An 18,990-nucleotide genomic window follows, 5' to 3' on the forward strand; every position below is an offset into this window, starting at 1 on the left:
AACAATTGACAATTAAATGAGAAAATGAGAAAACGAATACTGAAATATTCCATATGGATCGTTGTATTATTGTTTGGTGTCGGCTTGTATTCGCTGAATGCTGATTACCTTGCGTATACATCATCTTTGCCGGAATTGGAGTTGCTGGAAGCTCCGGAGGATACGATTCCTCCCCGTTATCCGGTAGCTAAAACTACACCGGAGGAATATCAAGATATCGTGAAACAATCACCTGCCGATTTGCGTGATCCGGAGAATGTCAAGACTACGATTGAGTATGATTTAAAGACGAATACGTATATTGTCCGTACGAAATTAGGCGATATGGAGATTGGTACGCCGATGAGTTTAACCCCAGCGGAATACCAAGATTATTCTATGCAACAATCACTTCGTTCCTATTTCCGCCAAAAGAACGAGGAAGAATTCCAAAAAGCTACGAATAAACAGTTTAACTTAACCGATATGCAGTTTAATATCGGTGCGGCGGAACGTATTTTCGGCCCCGGTGGAGTACGTGTAAGAACACAAGGTTCGGCCGAGATCACGATGGGATTGAAGACGAATAAGAATAATGATCCTTCTCTTCCGGAGCGTTCCCGTAAACGTACTTTCTTCAATTTTGACGAGAGTGTGCAGTTGAATGTACAAGCCTCGGTGGGTAGCAAGGTGAATTTCGGAATGAATTACAATACCGAGACCTCTTTTGATTTCGATTCCAAAAAATTGAAGTTGGCGTATACAGGCGAGGAGGATGAGATTATCAAGTCGTTAGAAGCCGGTAACGTGAGCATGAATACCAGCAATTCCTTGATTAATGGAGGTGCGGCTTTATTTGGTATGAAAGCGGATTTACAATTTGGTAAGTTGCGAGTGAACGCCTTATTTGCCCAGCAGGAATCTGAATCCAAGACGGTTAGCTCAAAAGGGGGCGTGCAGACGAAGCCCTTCGAGATCAAGGTGGATGAATACGACGAGAACCGTCACTTCTTCTTGGGCCATTATTTCTATGATAACTACGATAAGTTTATGGAGTCTTTGCCTACCGTCACCTCCGGTATCGAGATCTCCAAGATAGAAGTGTGGGTAACCAATAAACGCGGTAATTATGACCAGTCCCGTAATATCGTAGCTTTCACCGATTTGGGAGAAAATGAATCTCGTAATATCGGTAATACTGCGTTGGTGATGCCTTCCGGAACGGACAGACGTCCGAATAATTCCGCAAACAATTTATATACGACTTTAACCACTCAATTTACGGATGCCCGAAAGATAAGTATGGTTAATGATGCGTTGAAAGGCTCCATGGAGGGAGGACGGGATTTTGAAAAAATCGAGAGTGCCCGTTTGCTAGAGTCATCTGAGTATACATTAAACAAGAAATTGGGTTATATTTCTTTGAGGACTCAGTTACAGGCTGATGAGGTATTGGGTGTCGCTTTTAGTTTTATCTATAATGGCAAGACCTATCAAGTCGGTGAGTTCTCTACGGATAATAAAGAGAATACGAGCGACTGTATTTATGTGAAGTTGCTAAAGGGTATCACGATGTCGCCGGATATGATGTTCTGGGACTTGATGATGAAGAACGTATACTCATTGGGTGCTTATTCGGTGCAGAAAGAGAAGTTTAAGTTGAACGTTACCTACCAGAGCGATTCTACCGGTACGTATGTAAACTATCTTCCGGAAGGTAATTGTGCGAATCAAATCTTGATTCGGGTATTAGGGCTGGATCGCTTGGATACCTATGACAATCCGAATCCGGATGGTTTCTTCGATTTTATTGACGGTTATACGATACAGGCGGAGACCGGTAAGATTATATTCCCTTGTGTACAACCTTTCGGCTCGAAATTACGGGAAAAGGTAGGTAATGCCTATGCCAGTAAATATGTATTCCAAGAGTTGTATGACTCGACATTAACCGTTGCCCGCCAGATCGCCGAGAAAAATAAATTTCTTTTAAGTGGTGAGTATAAAGCCTCGTCGGGTTCGGAGATCGACTTGGGAGCTACTAACGTGGCCCGTGGATCCGTACGTGTCACGGCAGGAGGAGCTACACTGACCGAGAATGTGGATTATACGGTAGATTACAGTTTAGGACGTGTGACGATCTTGAATGAGAGCATTATATCGAGTGGGACACCCGTTAGCGTATCTCTGGAGAACCAGTCTACTTTTAATATGCAGCGAAAGACGATGATCGGGTTAGACTTGAATTACCAGTTCAATAAGGACTTCATGGTCGGTGCCACGGTTATGCATATGTCGGAAATGCCTCTTACGGTAAAAACCACTTTGGGAGATGAGTCTATAAAGAATACTTTATGGGGCTTGAATACCTCTTATAAAGCCGAGAGCCAGTGGTTGACAAATGTATTTGATAAGTTACCCTTGTTGACATTGACCAAACCTAGCCAAATCTCATTCAATGCGGAATTCGCTCATTTAATAGCGGGACATTATGAGAATCAATATACGGGTGGTTACTCTTATTTGGATGACTTCGAGTCTACACAAAGTGGTATGGATCTTTTGAACCCGTATGCTTGGAACTTGGCGAGTACCCCCTATGAAGATTCGAATCCTAAATTTCCGGAAGCGGAGAAGGTGAACGATATCGCTTATGGTAAAAACAGAGCTTTGTTGGCTTGGTATACGGTAGACGGAATCTTCACTCGGAAGAGTTCCTCTTCCCGCCCTCGACATCTTACGAATGATGATTTATCGAATCATTACACCCGTGGAGTCAGTTATAAAGAGATCTTCCCGAATAAAGAGTTGGGAACCAATGATAATACGACTTTGCCTGTATTAAACCTCGCTTTTTACCCGAATGAGCGTGGTCCGTATAACCTAGATGCGGAAAATGTAAACTCGGACGGTACGTTGGGTAATCCGGAAAAACGTTGGGGCGGTGTAATGCGTAAGATCGAGCCTAGCGATTTGGAATCTGCCAATTATGAATATATCGAATTCTGGCTTTTAGACCCGTATCTTGAGGACGAGACAGCCGAAGGTGGTGACCTATACTTTAACTTGGGTGAGATTTCCGAGGATATTTTGAAAGATGAGCGGAAATTCTTTGAGAATGGCATGCCTGTGGACGGTGATATGTCGAAAGTTGATACGACTGTTTGGGGTAAGGTGCCTCGCACGCAAAGTACGGGATATGCGTTTGATGCCCAAAATCGTGAGCTGCAAGATGTCGGTTTGAACGGTCTTTCTACGGAGGAAGAGCAAATTTTCCCTACGTATGCGGATTATTTGAATAAATTGAGGGCGAAACTATCCGGTGAGACAATCTCTAAGATGATGGATGATCCGTTTTCTCCTTTTAACGATCCTGCCGGGGATAATTATCACTATTTCCGTGGGGATGATTACGATGCTAAGGAGTTGGATATCTTATCTCGCTATAAACGATATAACGGTACAGAGGGAAACTCACAAGAATCCGATCAAAGATATGCTACAGCCGGAAAGAGTACACCGGATGTGGAAGATATCAATGGCGATAATACGTTGAATGAGACAGAGAAATATTTTGAGTACAAGATCTCTCTCCGTCCAAAAGATTTGCAGGTCGGTGTAAACAACATCGTCGATGAGCGTACTCCGGAAGTAACCTTAATGAATGGTGATAAGGAGAAAGTAAAATGGTATCTATTTAAGATTCCTATTAAAGATTATGAGAAGAGGGTTGGAGCGATCCGGGATTTCAAGACAGTCCGTTTCATGCGTATGTATATGACAGGATTCCGTAAGTCTACGGTTCTGCGTTTCGGTACCTTGGAATTGGTTCGTGGTGATTGGCGTACTTATACGCAGGATTTGTCAAATCCTCTTATTCCGCCAAAGTCTGATGGACAGATCGTCGTATCTTCTGTAAATATAGAGGAGAACGGGCAGCGTCAGCCGGTCAACTATGTGTTGCCTCCGGGTATCAGCCGTATGTTCGATTCCAGCCAGCCTCAGTTGCTTCAACAGAACGAGCAGGCATTGTCTATGAAAATAACGGATTTATCTCCTGCGGATGCACGTGCGGTTTATAAATCTACCGCTTATGACCTTCGCCGGTATAAACGATTACAAATGTTCGCTCATGCGGAAGCGCCGATTGATGAGAGCAAGACTTTGTCGAATGGTGATTTCTCTGTATTTATTCGTTTAGGTTCTGACTATAAGAATAATTATTATGAGTATGAGGTACCTTTGGATCTGACTCCCCATAGTACTATTCTTTATAATACGAACAATAGCGCGGATCAAGAAAAAGTATGGCCTTTAAATAATACCTTGAATTTTAAATTGGAGACGCTGACCGACTTGAAGTTGGAGCGAAATAAATTGAAACGTCAAGGACAGGGAAATATAAGCTACCAAAAGGTTTATTCGAAAAATGATCCGGATAATACGCGTAATAAAATCAGTATCATCGGTAACCCTAGCTTAGCGGAGGTGAAAGTGATCATGATCGGCGTACGTAATAATACGGGTGATATCAAGAGCGGTGAGGTCTGGGTAAACGAACTTCGTATGACCGATTTCGATGAGAAAGGTGGTTGGGCCGCTAATGCGAATCTGAACGTCGCTTTATCCGATTTGGGTACGGTCAATGTAAGTGGACGAATGGAAACCGCCGGCTTTGGTGCGTTGGATCAGTCGCTGGCCGAACGTCGGATGGATGATTATTCGCAATATAGTGTGGCGACCTCGATTGAGTTGGGTAAGTTGTTCCCTGAGAAAGCAAAGGTTAGCATACCTTTTTACTATGCTTATTCGAAAGAGACTACAACTCCTGAGTATGATCCGTTGAATGAGGATATTAAGCTTTCGGACGCTTTGGATGCGGTAGAGACCCAAGCCGAGAAAGACTCTATCAAGAGTTATTCTTTGGACCAGACCACGATTAAGAGCGTCTCTTTCAATAACGTAAAGGTGGATATCCGTAGTAAGAATCCGATGCCGTATGATCCGGCTAACTTCTCGTTAGGTTACTCTTATAGCCAGAACAGTAAGAAGAATCCGGAGACCGAATATGAGACAACCAAGGATTACCGGGGTAATTTCGCTTATAATTATACGCCTTACGTGAAACCGTTCCGACCCTTCGAGAAGCTGAAGAAGAATAATGGATATACAAAATATATCAAGCAATTCGGACTGAATTACGTCCCGTCGAATATTAGTTTCCAGACGGCGATGATGCGGAATTACTATGAGATTAAGCTAAGGGATTTGACAAGTTCTACGGATGGAGGTAACCAGTTGCTCTCATTCAGTCACAATTTCTTGTGGGACCGTGCCTTCAGTTTGCGTTGGGACTTTACGAATAATCTGAGCATGACGTTTACTTCCGGTACGAATGCCCGCATCGAGGAACCGAATGTTCAAGTGAATAAGAAATTGAATCCGGATGATTATCAGGTATGGAAGGATTCCGTGAAGCAAAGTATCCGTGATTTGGGTACTCCTTTGAAATATGACCAAACGTTTAATGTCACTTGGAATATGCCATTGCAATTCATACCGGCATTAGACTGGGTAAATAGTTCATTGACTTATAATGCCACGTACAACTGGGATCGTGGAGCCAATGTCGCTAGTATTGAGTTGGAACAGGGTAATATAATAAAGAACCAACGTCAATTTGACTGGCAGGGTAGTTTCAATTTGCAGTCATTGTACAATAAGAATAAATATCTGAAGAAGATCAACCAGAAATTTATGGCCTCTTCCCGGGTAAGCGCTCGTCAACCGGAGAAAAAGAAGAAAGAGGTGAAACTAGAGAAAGAGATCCAATTGAGCCCGGATAGTGGAACGATCGTGCAGCATGGAATGTTTACGAAGAAGGTTCGTATCACGGCACGTGGAGCGGACGGGAAGGTCTATTCAATTAAATACAAGCCGATCAATTACGCCCAAGTCATGATCTTGAATAAGGATACGGCCCGTTTGAAGCTGACAATCGTGCCCGGTCCTCAGCCTTTGGAAGGAACCTTGACGAAAGTCGCTGAGTATAGTAGCCGTTTCTTGATGATGGTACGTCGGGTAAACATACAATATTCGTTGATAGACGGTATGATGTTGAGTGGTTACGCTCCGGAGGTTGGCGATATGTTCGGACAACGGCGTACAGGAACTTTGGCTCCGGGACTCGGTTTTGCTTTTGGAGCGGTAAGAAGGAGCTTTATCGACGAGGCGGACGAGCGGGGCTGGCTGGTAAAGAATGAGAATATGACGACTCCCGCCATGATCAATAGCGCGAAGAATCTTACGATTCGTGCGAATCTAGAACCTATAGCCGGCTTGAAGATTGATTTGAACGCAAACCGGGTAGATACCCGTAGTACCGATATCTATTATATGCAAGACGGTATGCCCGAGCAGATGGGAGGTAGCTTCACGATGACTACGATTGCCTTGGGGAGCGCTTTCGGCGGCAGCGGAAACGCTAATAACGGTTATTCCTCGAAAGCGTTCGATAAATTTATCGCTCATCGTAGCGTGATCGCCCAGCGTTTGATGGATACCTATTCCGGTACGGTTTATCCGAGCTCCGGTTTTATGGCGGGGCATGCTTTAGCGGGAAAACCTTATGATCCAGCCGTAGGGGGAGGCGTAAGCCTGAATTCCATGGAGGTATTGGTACCTGCTTTCTTGGCGGCTTATACGGGTAAGGACCCGAATAAGGTAGGCTTGTCAGCCTTCCCGTCTGTTAAGAGCCTGCTACCGAACTGGCGTGTTACGTATGATGGCTTGATCCGTATACCGGTTATCCGCAAATACTTTAAGAGTATGATGTTAAGTCATCAATATCGTTGTTCCTATAGCGTAGGTGCGTTTTCCTCCTTCTTGGATTGGGTAGATGCCGGGCAGGATGGTTTGGGATATATCCGCGATATCCAGACAGGTAATCCTACGCCGTCGTCTCCTTATGATATAGCGGCCGTGAGTATCACGGAAGGATTCAGCCCGTTGTTTGGTGTGGACGCTACTTTATTGAATAATATAACAGGTAAATTTGAGTTGCGCAAGACTCGTAACTTAAGCTTGAATATTTCCTCTTACCAATTGGTGGAAGCGCTTTCCAACGAATTCGTGATAGGAGTAGGATATAAGTTGACTGAGTTTAACAAGGTGTTGAAAATGAAAAAGACACGCGACTTCAGTAATGATCTTACGATCCGCTTAGATTTCTCTTACCGTAAAATGCAATCGTTGATCCGTAAGATTGAGGATCAGTTTACGCAGGCTACCAGCGGGAATATCGCCAAGACCATCCAGTTCTCCGCGGATTACGGGTTAAGTCGTGCCTTGACATTGAGAGCGTTCTATGATTTACAGATCAATGAGCCGATCGTGTCCACCTCATCTTACCCGACTTCGAACTCAAACTATGGTATTAGTTTACGGTTCTCCTTAGCGCAATAAAAAGAGTATAGTCTATTTACAGGACTTCTTGGTCTGTTTTTAAATACCTGTCTAGCGGTATGGAATAAACCTTTATATTTGTGCGAAATATAATTTGGATATGAAGAATACTTACAAATTGATATTATTTCTTCTCTTGATAACCCATGCCTCTTTCGGCCAAGACGTGAAAGGGTATATTAAGGATGCGGAGAGCAAGGAAGCTTTAGCCGGGGTAAACGTTTTTTATAAGGACAAAGGGGGTACGAGAGGAACTGTGTCTGATATAAACGGTTATTATGAGCTGAAAGTGACGGATGGCGACGCTGTATTGACTTTTAGCTATCTGGGATATGAAACGTTGAGCGTTCCCGTGAAAGTAGATCCGGGAGAGTTCTTGACGCATGACGTATCCTTGCGAACAAACTCAAACATGATGGACGAGGTCGTCGTGAGCGTCGGGCGTTATGAGCAAAAGCTAAGCGATATTACCGTCTCTATGGAATTACTGAAAGCGAAAGATATCACTCGTCAGTCTCCGAAAGATTTAACGGACGTATTGAAGAATATCTCTGGTGTGGACGTGACGGACCGGCAACCTTCCGTACGCGGTGGTACGGGATGGACCTATGGCGTGGGTAGCCGTTGCTTGATTCTGGTGGACGGAATGTCGGTGCTAACTCCGGGTTCCGGCGAGATAAACTGGAATATGATCCCGATGGAGAACGTCGATCAAGTAGAGGTACTGAAAGGGGCCTCTTCCGTATTATATGGCTCTTCTGCCTTGAATGGTTTGATTCACGTGAAAACGAAACGCCCCGGATTGGATCCGGTAACACAGGTGAACGTACAAGGAGGTCTGTATGGAAAGCCACGCCAAGACGGGACGCCTTTATATGGAGGCTTGGATCTCTCTCATTCCCGTAGGATCAAGAATTTTGATTTGACAGTGGGGGCTAATACATTCTTGGACGACGGGTATCGGCAGGATAATTACAACCGCCGTGTCCGGGTCGGTGGGAATCTTACGTATCACGATCCCCGGGTACAAGGGTTGAACTATGGCGTGAACGTGAATTATTTGTATAACGATTATACCGGTTTCTTTATCTGGCGTTCTCCGGAGGAGCCCTATATTCAATCTCCGCTGGCGAATATGGGACGCCGTGAGAATACATTTTATATAGATCCCTTCTTGAATTATACGAATTCGGAAAAAGGGACGACTCATCGTTTCAAGGGGCGTTTCTTCCATCGGGGAAGCCGTATCATCACGCATACTACGGATAAGTCTCTTTTTGACATAACGAATAATATGGGTTTTGATATCTCATCCGTCCCGGAGATTATCAATATAGCGCAAAACTGGCAAACCGAGTTGTTGCCGACCTTCTTACCGTATTTACCGGAGGTGATGAACGGGAAGGTGAGCGGATTGATGGCTGAATTGGGCAAGCTGGGAAATCATTTTTTCCCGACAGCTACCTCGGCGGATTATATGGACTTGATTTCTTGGGTGATGGGACGTACTCCGCTACCCGATAAGAATAACGTAGGGGCTTGGTTGGTAGATGCCATGAAACCGATGGAGAAAAAAGCGCCGGAGGCTACGGATCATACCTATTCCTATAATCTGGATTACCAATTCAGCAAGAAGTTCGAACATTCACAACTCACGGTTGGAGGTACTTATGAGCGTATTCATGCGGATTCGAAAGTGACCGGGCAGCATAGTAGCGATAATGTGGCTACCTTCCTGCAATATGATCATAAGTTTATCGATCGTTTGAACGTCTCGGTCGGTGTTCGTCTGGAGTATTACCGGGTCGATGATTTCTACCGGGAAGCGGAGACGAAGATTTTCGGGGCGAAGGTTCCGGTAAAACCTGTTTTCCGTGGAGGCTTGAATTATGAATTGGGTGAGTATAGTTTTATCCGGGCATCTTTCGGACAGGGATACCGTTATCCATCCGTTACGGAGAAGTTTATCCTGAAGGATATCGGAGGTGTGGGAGCTTTCCCGAACGCTGAATTGAAAGCGGAGCAAGGTTATAATGCCGAACTTGGTTTCAAGCAAGGCTATAAGTTCGGCAATTTGAAGGGCTTTATCGATGTGGCCGGCTTTTATACCCGTTACAAGGATATGATCGAGTTCCGTTTCGGCCTGTTTAATAATAAGACCTTCGATTATATCGATGGGCTTTCCAAGTTGTTCAATGCGTTCTCTAGCGGCGACGGCTTAGGAATCGGCGCTCAGTTCACGAACGTAGGCCGGGCGGAGATTTATGGGGTAGACTTGTCTACCTCGGGTGTGTATGAGTTTAACCGTGATACTCGTCTGGCATATACTTTGGGGTATGTTTATACGAATCCGATCGATATGGACGTGGATTCACGGAACGCGGAGGAGGAAGCGAATGATGACTTAATGGCGATGCGTTCGAAATCGAATGACAGCAAGTATTTAAAATATCGCCAGAAACATTCCGTAAAGGGGGTATTTGATCTGGAATGGAAACAGTTTAATATCGGAACGAATATGTCATGGAAAAGCAAGACATTGGCGGTCGATTATTTTATGGTCGATGAGCGTACGAAAGCGGAGCCTAACCTGATGGATTATATGCGCTCGATGCTATTCGGAAACTTACATGATTATTGGGCAGAGAACAATAAAGGATATTTCGTCATGGATATGCGTGTCGGGATGAAAGTGACGAAGAATATCCATGTACAAGGACTGGTGAACAACCTCTTAAACAAGCGCTATAGCGCCCGCCCGATGGATGTCGGCGCACCCCGGACTTTCATTCTGCAAGTAGGAGCCAATTTCTAACAAATTACCTAGTTGTAGAGACGGAGCGTGCTCTGTCTCTACAACATGTGATAGTTTTTCAATTCGCTTCGTAAACGAATCGCTTGATTGTCCGTCACCTTATCCATCAGTTTCCAGAATCTTTCGCTATGGTTCATCTCTATCGTATGGCAAAGCTCATGCAATAATACATAATCCACCAAATGCCAAGGAAGAAGCATTAATGATTGCGAGAGGTTAATGCTCTTCTTCATTGTACAACTTCCCCAATGCGTTTTGCTATTATTGATTTTCACCCCGGTCAACATAAATCCATGTTGTCTAGCCAATAGCGTGATACGTTCCGGCAACAACCGTTTCGCCTCGTGGCGGAGCGCCTTCTCCAGCATGGATTTCAATAAGGATTGCACCTCTTCCTCCTCGAAACGAGTCTCATTCGGACAAGCGATATGCAGTACTCCATCCTCCAATCTCATGTAGAAATTACTTCGCTCGGTGCGGAAGATATGCAAGCGGAATGTCGTAGCCTGTAACTCCGATCTTTCGTCGAGCAGGGGCCGGGCCGGATGCTTCTGGAGCGCTTTTACCAGCCGGGCCTTGTTCTCCATGATAAAAGCGATCATACGTTTCTCGTCTCCCCCGGGTGGCATCGTGGCGGTTATCTTTCCTTTTGATATCTTGAGCGTGTATCGAGTGGCCCGGGGAGTGGTACGGAGCGTTATGACTCCCAAATCCTTGTCTTGTATATTCTTTTCCATTCCTGCCACAAAAGTAATACATTGAGAAAAACAATAATACGATGGAATTGATTATCTTCGCGATCGTAAAGGTTAAAAACATAATCAATATAATAAATTAGCAATCATGAGCAAAAAAGCACTTTTAATTATCTGTGATGGTTGGGGAATTGGTGACAAAGGTAAAGACGACGTGATCTTTAACACGCCGACTCCATATTGGGACGAGTTATTGAAAACTTATCCAGCCTCACAGTTACAGGCTTCTGGCGAGAACGTTGGTTTGCCTGACGGACAAATGGGTAACTCTGAGGTGGGCCACTTGAACATCGGTGCTGGCCGTATCGTTTACCAAGATTTGGTGAAGATCAACATCGCTTGCCGCGAGAATACGATCATGGAGAACCCGGAGATCAAACGTGCTTATAGCTACGCGAAAGAGAATAATAAGCAGATCCACTTCATGGGCTTGGTTTCCGATGGTGGTGTACATAGCTCTTTGGAGCATCTTTTGAAGTTGACGGATATCGCCAAGGAATACGGAATCAGCAAGGCTTATGTACATTGCTTCATGGATGGCCGTGATACGGACCCGAAGAGTGGTAAAGGTTTTATCGAGACGTTGGAGAATCATCTGAAGACTACCGGCGGTAAGATCGCTTCTATCATCGGACGTTATTACGCTATGGACCGCGACAAACGTTGGGAACGCGTGAAAGAGGCTTACGACTTATTGGTTGAAGGTAAGGGTAAGCAAGCCGAGTGCATGGTAAAAGCGATGGAAGAGTCGTACGCTGAGGGTGTGACAGACGAGTTCATCAAGCCGATCGTTCACGTTGAGAACGGAAAGCCGGTTGCTGTTATCGAGGAAGGCGATGTCGTGATCTTCTTCAACTACCGTAACGACCGTGCGAAAGAGCTTACGGTTGTATTGACTCAGCAAGATATGCCGGAGGCCGGTATGCATACGATCCCGGGCTTGCAATATTTCTGTATGACTCCGTATGACGCTAGCTTCAAGGGTGTTCATATCTTGTTCGACAAAGAGAACGTAAATAATACGCTGGGTGAGTTCTTGGCAAACGTAGGTAAGACTCAGTTGCATATCGCCGAGACAGAGAAATACGCTCACGTGACTTTCTTCTTCAACGGTGGCCGCGAGACTCCGTTCGATAGCGAGGAGCGTATCTTGGTCCCTTCTCCTAAAGTGGCTACTTACGACTTAAAACCGGAAATGAGCGCTTTCGAGGTGAAAGATAAATTGGTGGATGCTATCAATACGAAGAAATTCGATTTCATCGTAGTGAACTACGCCAACGGTGATATGGTAGGCCATACGGGGATCTACAAAGCGATCGAGAAAGCGGTTGTAACGATCGACGCTTGCTTGCACGATACGGTTGAGGCCGCTAAAGCCAACGACTATGAGGTAATCATCATTGCTGACCATGGTAATGCGGATCACGCCTTGAACGAGGATGGCACTCCGAATACGGCTCATTCCTTGAACCCTGTTCCATTCGTTTATGTGACAGCCAACAAGGACGCTAAAGTAGAGGATGGTATCTTGGCCGATGTGGCTCCTTCAATCCTTCACATCTTGGGCTTGAAACAGCCGAAGGAGATGACTGGCAAGTCATTGATTAAATAAGAGCTAGGCGCATCTTATGATCCAGATAGATGACACTTTAGTAAGTCTTGACGTTATTGAGCGTTATTTTTTATGTGATCTTTCCAAATGTAAGGGGGAGTGCTGCGTGGAAGGAGATTCCGGCGCTCCATTAGAGGATTCGGAGTTGGCGAAGCTCCAGAAAGTATTGCCCATTATCTGGGATGATTTATCCCCGAAAGCTCAAGAGGTCATTAATAAGCAAGGCGTAGCTTATATCGATGAGGAAGGCGATACGGTTACCTCTATCGTGAACGGCAAAGATTGTGTCTTTACCTGTTACGACGCCGATGGTACTTGTAAATGCGCTATTGAGAAAGCATACCGGGAAGGTAAGACGGATTTCTATAAGCCTGTTTCTTGCCATCTTTACCCGATACGTGTCACTCAGTATCGGGATTTCAAGGCCGTGAACTATCATCGCTGGAGCGTTTGTAAGGCAGCGGAGATCTTAGGAAAGAAAGAGCAATTGCCGGTTTATAAGTTCCTCAAGGAGCCCTTGATCCGTAAGTTCGGCCAGGCTTGGTATAAGGCCTTGGAAGAGTGTGCGGAGGAATGGAAGAAGCAGCGTGAGGAGTAGCTTTTAGATCGTTTATAAATATAAAAAATCCCTTCAGTCTCTCCCTTTGATAACTATACGTTAAAAACGGATGGAGGCTGAAGGGATTTTGTTTTATAGTCGCTCTATTTCCTCAAGGGAAAGGCCGGTGCATTTTTGGATGATAAGAGGGGTTATTCCCTCGGCTTTCATATTACGTGCCGTAGATTCTTTCCCTTTTTGCAGTCCTTCTTGCAATCCTTCTTGTAATCCTTTTTGCAATCCTTTTTGCAATCCTTTTTCCATGCCTTCTTCCATCCCTTTTTTCATGCCTTTCTCAACGGCGAAGTCCAAGGTGTTATAATAATCATTATACATCTTCCACTCCGCCTCGTACTGCGCTCGTTGTTTGGGGGTGAGGTTCGCCATGGATCCGATGCGTTCCAACCGCTCGAATATGGCCTTGCGTGCCTTGAAAGGCATTCTGTCTAATGTATCCATATGCTTTAGTACATAAATCCAACGTTCAAAATCTGTCTCGCATTCTTCCTCCTCTTTGTTGAATCGAGGAAGCTCAATATAGATCTGGCGGAACTTGGGGTTGAATACCTGTCCGTTCTCCCGGTCCGCCAATATGATGTCCCTTCGGAATTTACCCTCCTTCCCGTTTTTGTCTGGCCCGTTCTCTTCGTCGAGCGTGAAGTTCAAGAAGAAGACGCCGTACACAGCCGCCAGCTCATAGTCCCATGTTCCCTTTATCCCCTGTTCCACCACCGAGTGCGAGAGGTAGTATAAGGCCCTGTCCTTGAAGTGGGGCTGTTCCCTGTTCTGCATCTCGATTATGATCCGTTCGCCCTTGTCGGTCTCGCAATGGATATCGAAGATGACCTTCCTTCCTTGCTCTGTCTCGGGCAATCGCTCATTGTTCATGATCCTCAGGTCCATGATAGTATACTCCCCTTCGAGGAGGTCATTCAGGAACTCGATTAAAATGTCCTTGTCCATTTCCCTGCCGAATATGTGCTTGAAGCCGAAATCGGTGAAGGGGTTGATAAATTTTCCCATAGTGTTTATAGGTTTTAGTGATTAATAGGATATAGATGGCTCTTTTCCATCTTTGGCGATAAAGATACGATTTTTATTATATGGGGCATTCATTTAGGCTTTAAAAAAACACGTACGTCTTTTTTTCGGAAATATCTTGTGTAGTTTGAGTGAAGACGAGATATAGTGAACGCATAAAGGATACAGCCTTAAAGCTAAAGGTGGGTTAATGAGGCTTTCCGCGTCAAATGTAAGCCATAGCTTATTTGAAAATACGGGAAACATGTGCCTGTACAGGCCCAGATAACCAAGAAACGGGCCCTCTCATTGGCTGTTGAAGTGAATAACTGACGGCTTGGGAAGTGAATAACTAATCACTTGGAAAGCCTTTTTATACCGGAACCAACAAGGTCTTCTCAGTGGCTTTGGGATGCGGTTCAGTTATCCTGCGGGGCTTTTCTATGTCGATTATTCTGTTATAGCCCTCGCGGATGGATGGTAAGCGAAGCGGCGATAATCATGACAGTTTGCGCGAAACAAGGCTGTTTGTTTGACATACCTCTTCTTTGGAGAAGTCTAACCAGAGAGAAGAAATAGGTGAAAAGGGCCTTTTTGTCTCTTATTTATAGGTAAAAGGTCGCTTTTCCGGTGAGAAAGGTGGTGTTTGCCCACGCGAATATATGCGTTAGCCGACGCAACCGTATGTTTTAGCCGACATAACCGTATGTATTAGGTGATACATACGGTAGTAATCCCTATCGCATACGATAGAAATAGCCTTCACATACGGATGAATTATAGGTTTTAGCCTTAAGAATATGAATTAGGATGAATAATTTTCGCCAGAATGAAAGGGCGTATTCCGTTATCTTATTATGGAATAACTACTTGCGAATATTTTTTCTCGTTTTACGGAACTATATGTATAATCTCCCGGAAAATTCGATTCTCAAGGGCTTTAATTTACAAAGTGTCATAATGACAATCCGTAAATTCCGGATGACTTGTTTAATATAATATTAATGTACGCCTGTACATTATTAATGCTATACTATAAAAGTTGATGAATAATAGATTGAAATGATATCTGGAGTATGGAAACGACTAGTTTAAACGAACGATTCTTTTAGTCATTTGCAAAGGTACGCGTTTCTTCGATACTTGCAACCCTTCCGGGCTATTTTTTTACTGCTTATTCTCTTTCTTATCAATAGGATAGGTTATCCTTTACGAAACAAGCGATTCCTTCAACAAACCTTTCTATTTACCCCTTATAAAACGCAAGATTAAAACCTTCGTTTAAACTAGTCGTTTTTGAATGACAAAGCAATCGATACGATAACGTAATGAGCTGATTATCTTAATAAACACTAGTATTAATATTAATTTTAGAATTATGAACAAAAAGATTTCTACTTTGTTCGCCGCTGCGATGTTAGCCTCTGCGTTTACTGTAAACGCTGGAGTATATGTTGGTGATGCGGTGAGTAAATTAGCAATTGGAAACAATGAGAAGTTGTATCAATTGCAATTGAACTCTGTTGGATCTACCACTGAAACAGCAGAGCGTGTGCTAGCTTTAGATGAGGATGGAAAGATTCTTATCGAGAATGCTCAAACAGTCACTTTAGGAACTTCTCTATGGTGCGTAAATGTACAGAAGCAAAACCAAGGTCAGAATCCTATCTTCGACTTTACAAACAAATCTTTCGGTTATGTACTGGATGTAACGGCTGACGGTTACAAGAATTGGAGTAAAGATGCTAATGGGCTTTATACAAGTACTACCGCTGAGGTAGGAGGTGAGGTTGCCGGATGGCAATTCGCTCCTGTGTTGGATCAGCTTACTCAAAAATGCTATTTGGCTTCTTACATTAACTCTAATGACGTAGCTGTTTTGGCTATCGAAAGTGGAAAGGTTGTTGTTAAGATTGTAGCTGCTGATAAGGTTAATGAGACAAATGTAGAAGGTTTGTTGAAGTTTACCTTGGTTGAGGCTGCTCATCGTGTGTTGAGTGCGAATGATTTTAACACGAAATTAGGCGTTCAAAATGATTCTAATAGCGACGCTACAGTGAAGTTATCCTTCCATAAAGATTACAATAATACGAAATTGGTGAATCCGTTCTCTTCAAACGAGTTGAGAGCTGAGGCGATAACAGGTACTGATGCAGAGTTCGTTTATCTATATAGGACAAACGAGGATGGTAAAAAACAGTATTTGCGTGTAGATACAGCTTATGCGAACTCTGTAGGTGAGAAATTCTTGAACTTTGCGTTTGGTAAGGAAGATGTTGCTCCGGCTGGTATGTTGCTTGATCAATATAAATTCCGTATGACTTACTGTTCTACTGAGGATAGCCTTTATATCCAAGTTAAGAACGCTTATATGAAACCGGATGATGTGGAGTATTGGAAAGATCTGACAGCGGTAACACATCAGACTGTTAATGATACTAAGAAGAATAACTGGGTTAAGTTGCAAGACTTAGTTGTAGCTGATGAGTCTAGAATCGTAACGATTGGTGAGCAACCTATCAATACGAAGATCTCTTTAGGTATCGGTGGTTGCACTGCGTATAAGTCTGTGAAGACTTCTGTCGCTGATGATGTTTATTTCATTAAGAACCGTAAGGGTGAGTACTTGGCTTCTCCGATTTATGAGAACGGCACGATCCGTTGGACAACTGTAAATGCTGATGAGCAGAATGTTGAGCACATGCCGGCTTATCAATGGGTTGTTTTGAAACACAACACAAGCTCTACTGTTGCTGAGACAAGTAAGGTTGAGATTACGAACCGTGAGTTCGAGGCTAAAACAGCTTCTAATATCCAGTTGAATAAAAAAGAGGGTGCTTCTTGGATGTATGTGGGAAGTACGATCGCTTTTGGTGGTACTAACCTTATTACAAGTGCGGATTCTTTGGAATTCATCCCGGTTTCTGCTGCGGCGAAGGCTGACTCTTTGCTTGGTTATAAAAAACTTGATAATGATTCTTTGCTGGTTAATAAGTATACATTTAACTATTGGCATCCGTATGCAGATAACAAGTTTATCTCTAAATCTTCTAAGGACTCTACATTGATCGTATTGGATGACAAGGATGGTTTCAAGGTTGATACGGTATCTTATAACTGGAATACAACAAACGCTTCTACTGTAAACATTCCTTATGGTTATGATAAGAAAGTAGGTTTTGACAGAATCAAGGGATTGAAACGTTTGCATAGAACAGCTTATGAGATCAGCTTGGATAAAGCGGCATGGATGATTAACAAAGAGGATAAGTTCAATGTAAGTGAATACTCTAACGGTATACAGAAAAGTAATTATGTTCCTGTATTCTTCAAGGAGAATAATCAATTTGGTGACAAGTGTTACCATGCGATCGTAATGGCTTCAAGAACCAATGCTGATGCGGATTTTGAAATTGTTGATGGAACGGTTAAGGCTGGTGTATCAGACTATGATGGTTCTGCTACATTGAAATCTCAAGTATTGGATGAATCTAGAACTTCTGCGTTCTATATCGCTCCGGACAACACTCCGCTTTACCGTCGTTTCAACTCTGCGGAATTAGAGGGTAACGTAGGTGACGCTGCAGACACATTGCGTTTCATTGAGAAATATCGTAAAGAGTACTTGCAGGTTGAGAACAACAAGAACTTCATGAAAGACGGTATCGAGTTCTTAGGTATCTATACTCCGGAGAAGACAGAGGATGGTTTGTCATTCATCGTTGATACGGCTTGGGTAAATCGTGGTGCCGGTAACATCAAACCTCAATATTTGATCTCTATCGAGCGTAACGATTTCGAAGGTGCGCCGGGTGTTCCTTGTAGCTATACTCATAATCACTTCGATAACGAGGGTAATCAAGTAGACGCAGAGCATTGTTCTCACGCAACTGCTGCTATCCCTGGTTTCGAGAGAGGTAAGTATTTGATCAACTTCCATGATCTTGCTAATAATTACGCTGTAGCTAATGCGGACGATTATAAGTGGAAAAAATATGACCGTGCAGGTTTCGTAGAGGCTATTCGTGTAGCAGATACATTGTACGTATTGAGAGATGAGTTCAAGAACTTGAAGAACGAGGAAATCGACTTTGCGGCCTTGAATAAGGCAGAGAAAACAGCTGAAGCTGCCGCTAAAAAAGCTGGTAAGACGTATTATTCTTATAAATATGATTTGTCAGGTGACAGCCACAAGTATGTGACTTGGTCAATGCGTTTCGTAGACAAGAATGTTGCCGCTAATGAGGTTGAGGCTGACAGAGCGTTCTTATTCGAGTCTATGGCTCAAAATAAGAAAGATGCGATTGCTCCTAAATATGCGGCTTGGTTGAAGATGCAGAATGGTTGCTTGGTATTATCGGATGCAACTAGCTCTAAGTTTGACGAAACTGCTACCGGTGGTGACGATGCTTTAATCTTTAACGTAGAGCAAGGTGATGATATCGCAACAGATAACGAAACAATCGAGGCTGTAGAAGGTGTATCTATTACAACAGACAACGGTACTGTAACTATCCAAGGCGCAGCAGGCAAGTCTGTAGTTATCACTAACATCTTAGGTAAGGTGGTTGCTGAGACAGTTCTTACTTCTGACAACGCTACAATCGCTGTACCGGCTGGTATCGTAGCCGTAGCTGTTGACGGTGAGGAAGCAGTTAAGGTAGTCGTAAAATAAGACTAACCGATGGACTAAACGAATAAAGGCGGGGAGACCCGCCTTTATGTAATATAATTAAATAACTATGCC

At 43.7% G+C, this 18,990-nt stretch carries 7 protein-coding genes; 5 read left to right on the forward strand and 2 right to left on the reverse strand.

What is annotated here, in order from left to right:
- Window positions 1–24 precede the first annotated feature (24 nt).
- Complete coding sequence (gene sov, locus NBH07_RS12805; RefSeq protein WP_009018390.1) at window positions 25–7,443, forward strand: T9SS outer membrane translocon Sov/SprA; 7,419 nt, start codon at window positions 25–27, stop codon at window positions 7,441–7,443.
- 100 nt (window positions 7,444–7,543) lie between these two features.
- A complete protein-coding gene (locus NBH07_RS12810) occupies window positions 7,544–10,258 on the forward strand; it encodes a TonB-dependent receptor (RefSeq protein ID WP_009018389.1) in 2,715 nt (904 codons plus the stop codon).
- A 38-nt stretch (window positions 10,259–10,296) separates the two neighbouring features.
- Here NBH07_RS12810 and NBH07_RS12815 read toward each other — a convergent pair whose 3' ends face one another.
- On the reverse strand, window positions 10,297–10,995 hold the full coding sequence (locus tag NBH07_RS12815; protein ID WP_005861055.1) for a M48 family metallopeptidase: 699 nt from the start codon (window positions 10,993–10,995) through the stop codon (window positions 10,297–10,299).
- Window positions 10,996–11,101: 106 nt separating this feature from the next.
- On the opposite strand from NBH07_RS12815, the gene gpmI reads away from it, so the two are divergent.
- Window positions 11,102–12,625, forward strand: coding sequence for a 2,3-bisphosphoglycerate-independent phosphoglycerate mutase (gene gpmI / locus NBH07_RS12820; RefSeq protein WP_005861057.1), 1,524 nt, complete (start codon window positions 11,102–11,104; stop codon window positions 12,623–12,625).
- Window positions 12,626–12,641: 16 nt separating this feature from the next.
- Window positions 12,642–13,223: a DUF3109 family protein gene (locus NBH07_RS12825; protein WP_008773936.1), complete on the forward strand. Its 582-nt coding sequence runs from the start codon at window positions 12,642–12,644 to the stop codon at window positions 13,221–13,223.
- A gap of 93 nt (window positions 13,224–13,316) precedes the next feature.
- Here NBH07_RS12825 and NBH07_RS12830 read toward each other — a convergent pair whose 3' ends face one another.
- Window positions 13,317–14,246 (reverse strand): Rpn family recombination-promoting nuclease/putative transposase, encoded by a 930-nt coding sequence (locus NBH07_RS12830; protein WP_009018387.1) that lies wholly within the window; start codon window positions 14,244–14,246, stop codon window positions 13,317–13,319.
- Window positions 14,247–15,621: 1,375 nt separating this feature from the next.
- Here NBH07_RS12830 and NBH07_RS12835 point away from each other — a divergent pair.
- Window positions 15,622–18,918, forward strand: a complete 3,297-nt coding sequence (locus NBH07_RS12835; RefSeq protein ID WP_009018386.1) for a DUF6383 domain-containing protein — start codon at window positions 15,622–15,624, stop codon at window positions 18,916–18,918.
- Window positions 18,919–18,990 lie beyond the last annotated feature (72 nt).

This window comes from Parabacteroides sp. B2-S-102 (assembly GCF_023656665.1).
Taxonomy (GTDB): Bacteria; Bacteroidota; Bacteroidia; order Bacteroidales; family Tannerellaceae; genus Parabacteroides; species Parabacteroides distasonis.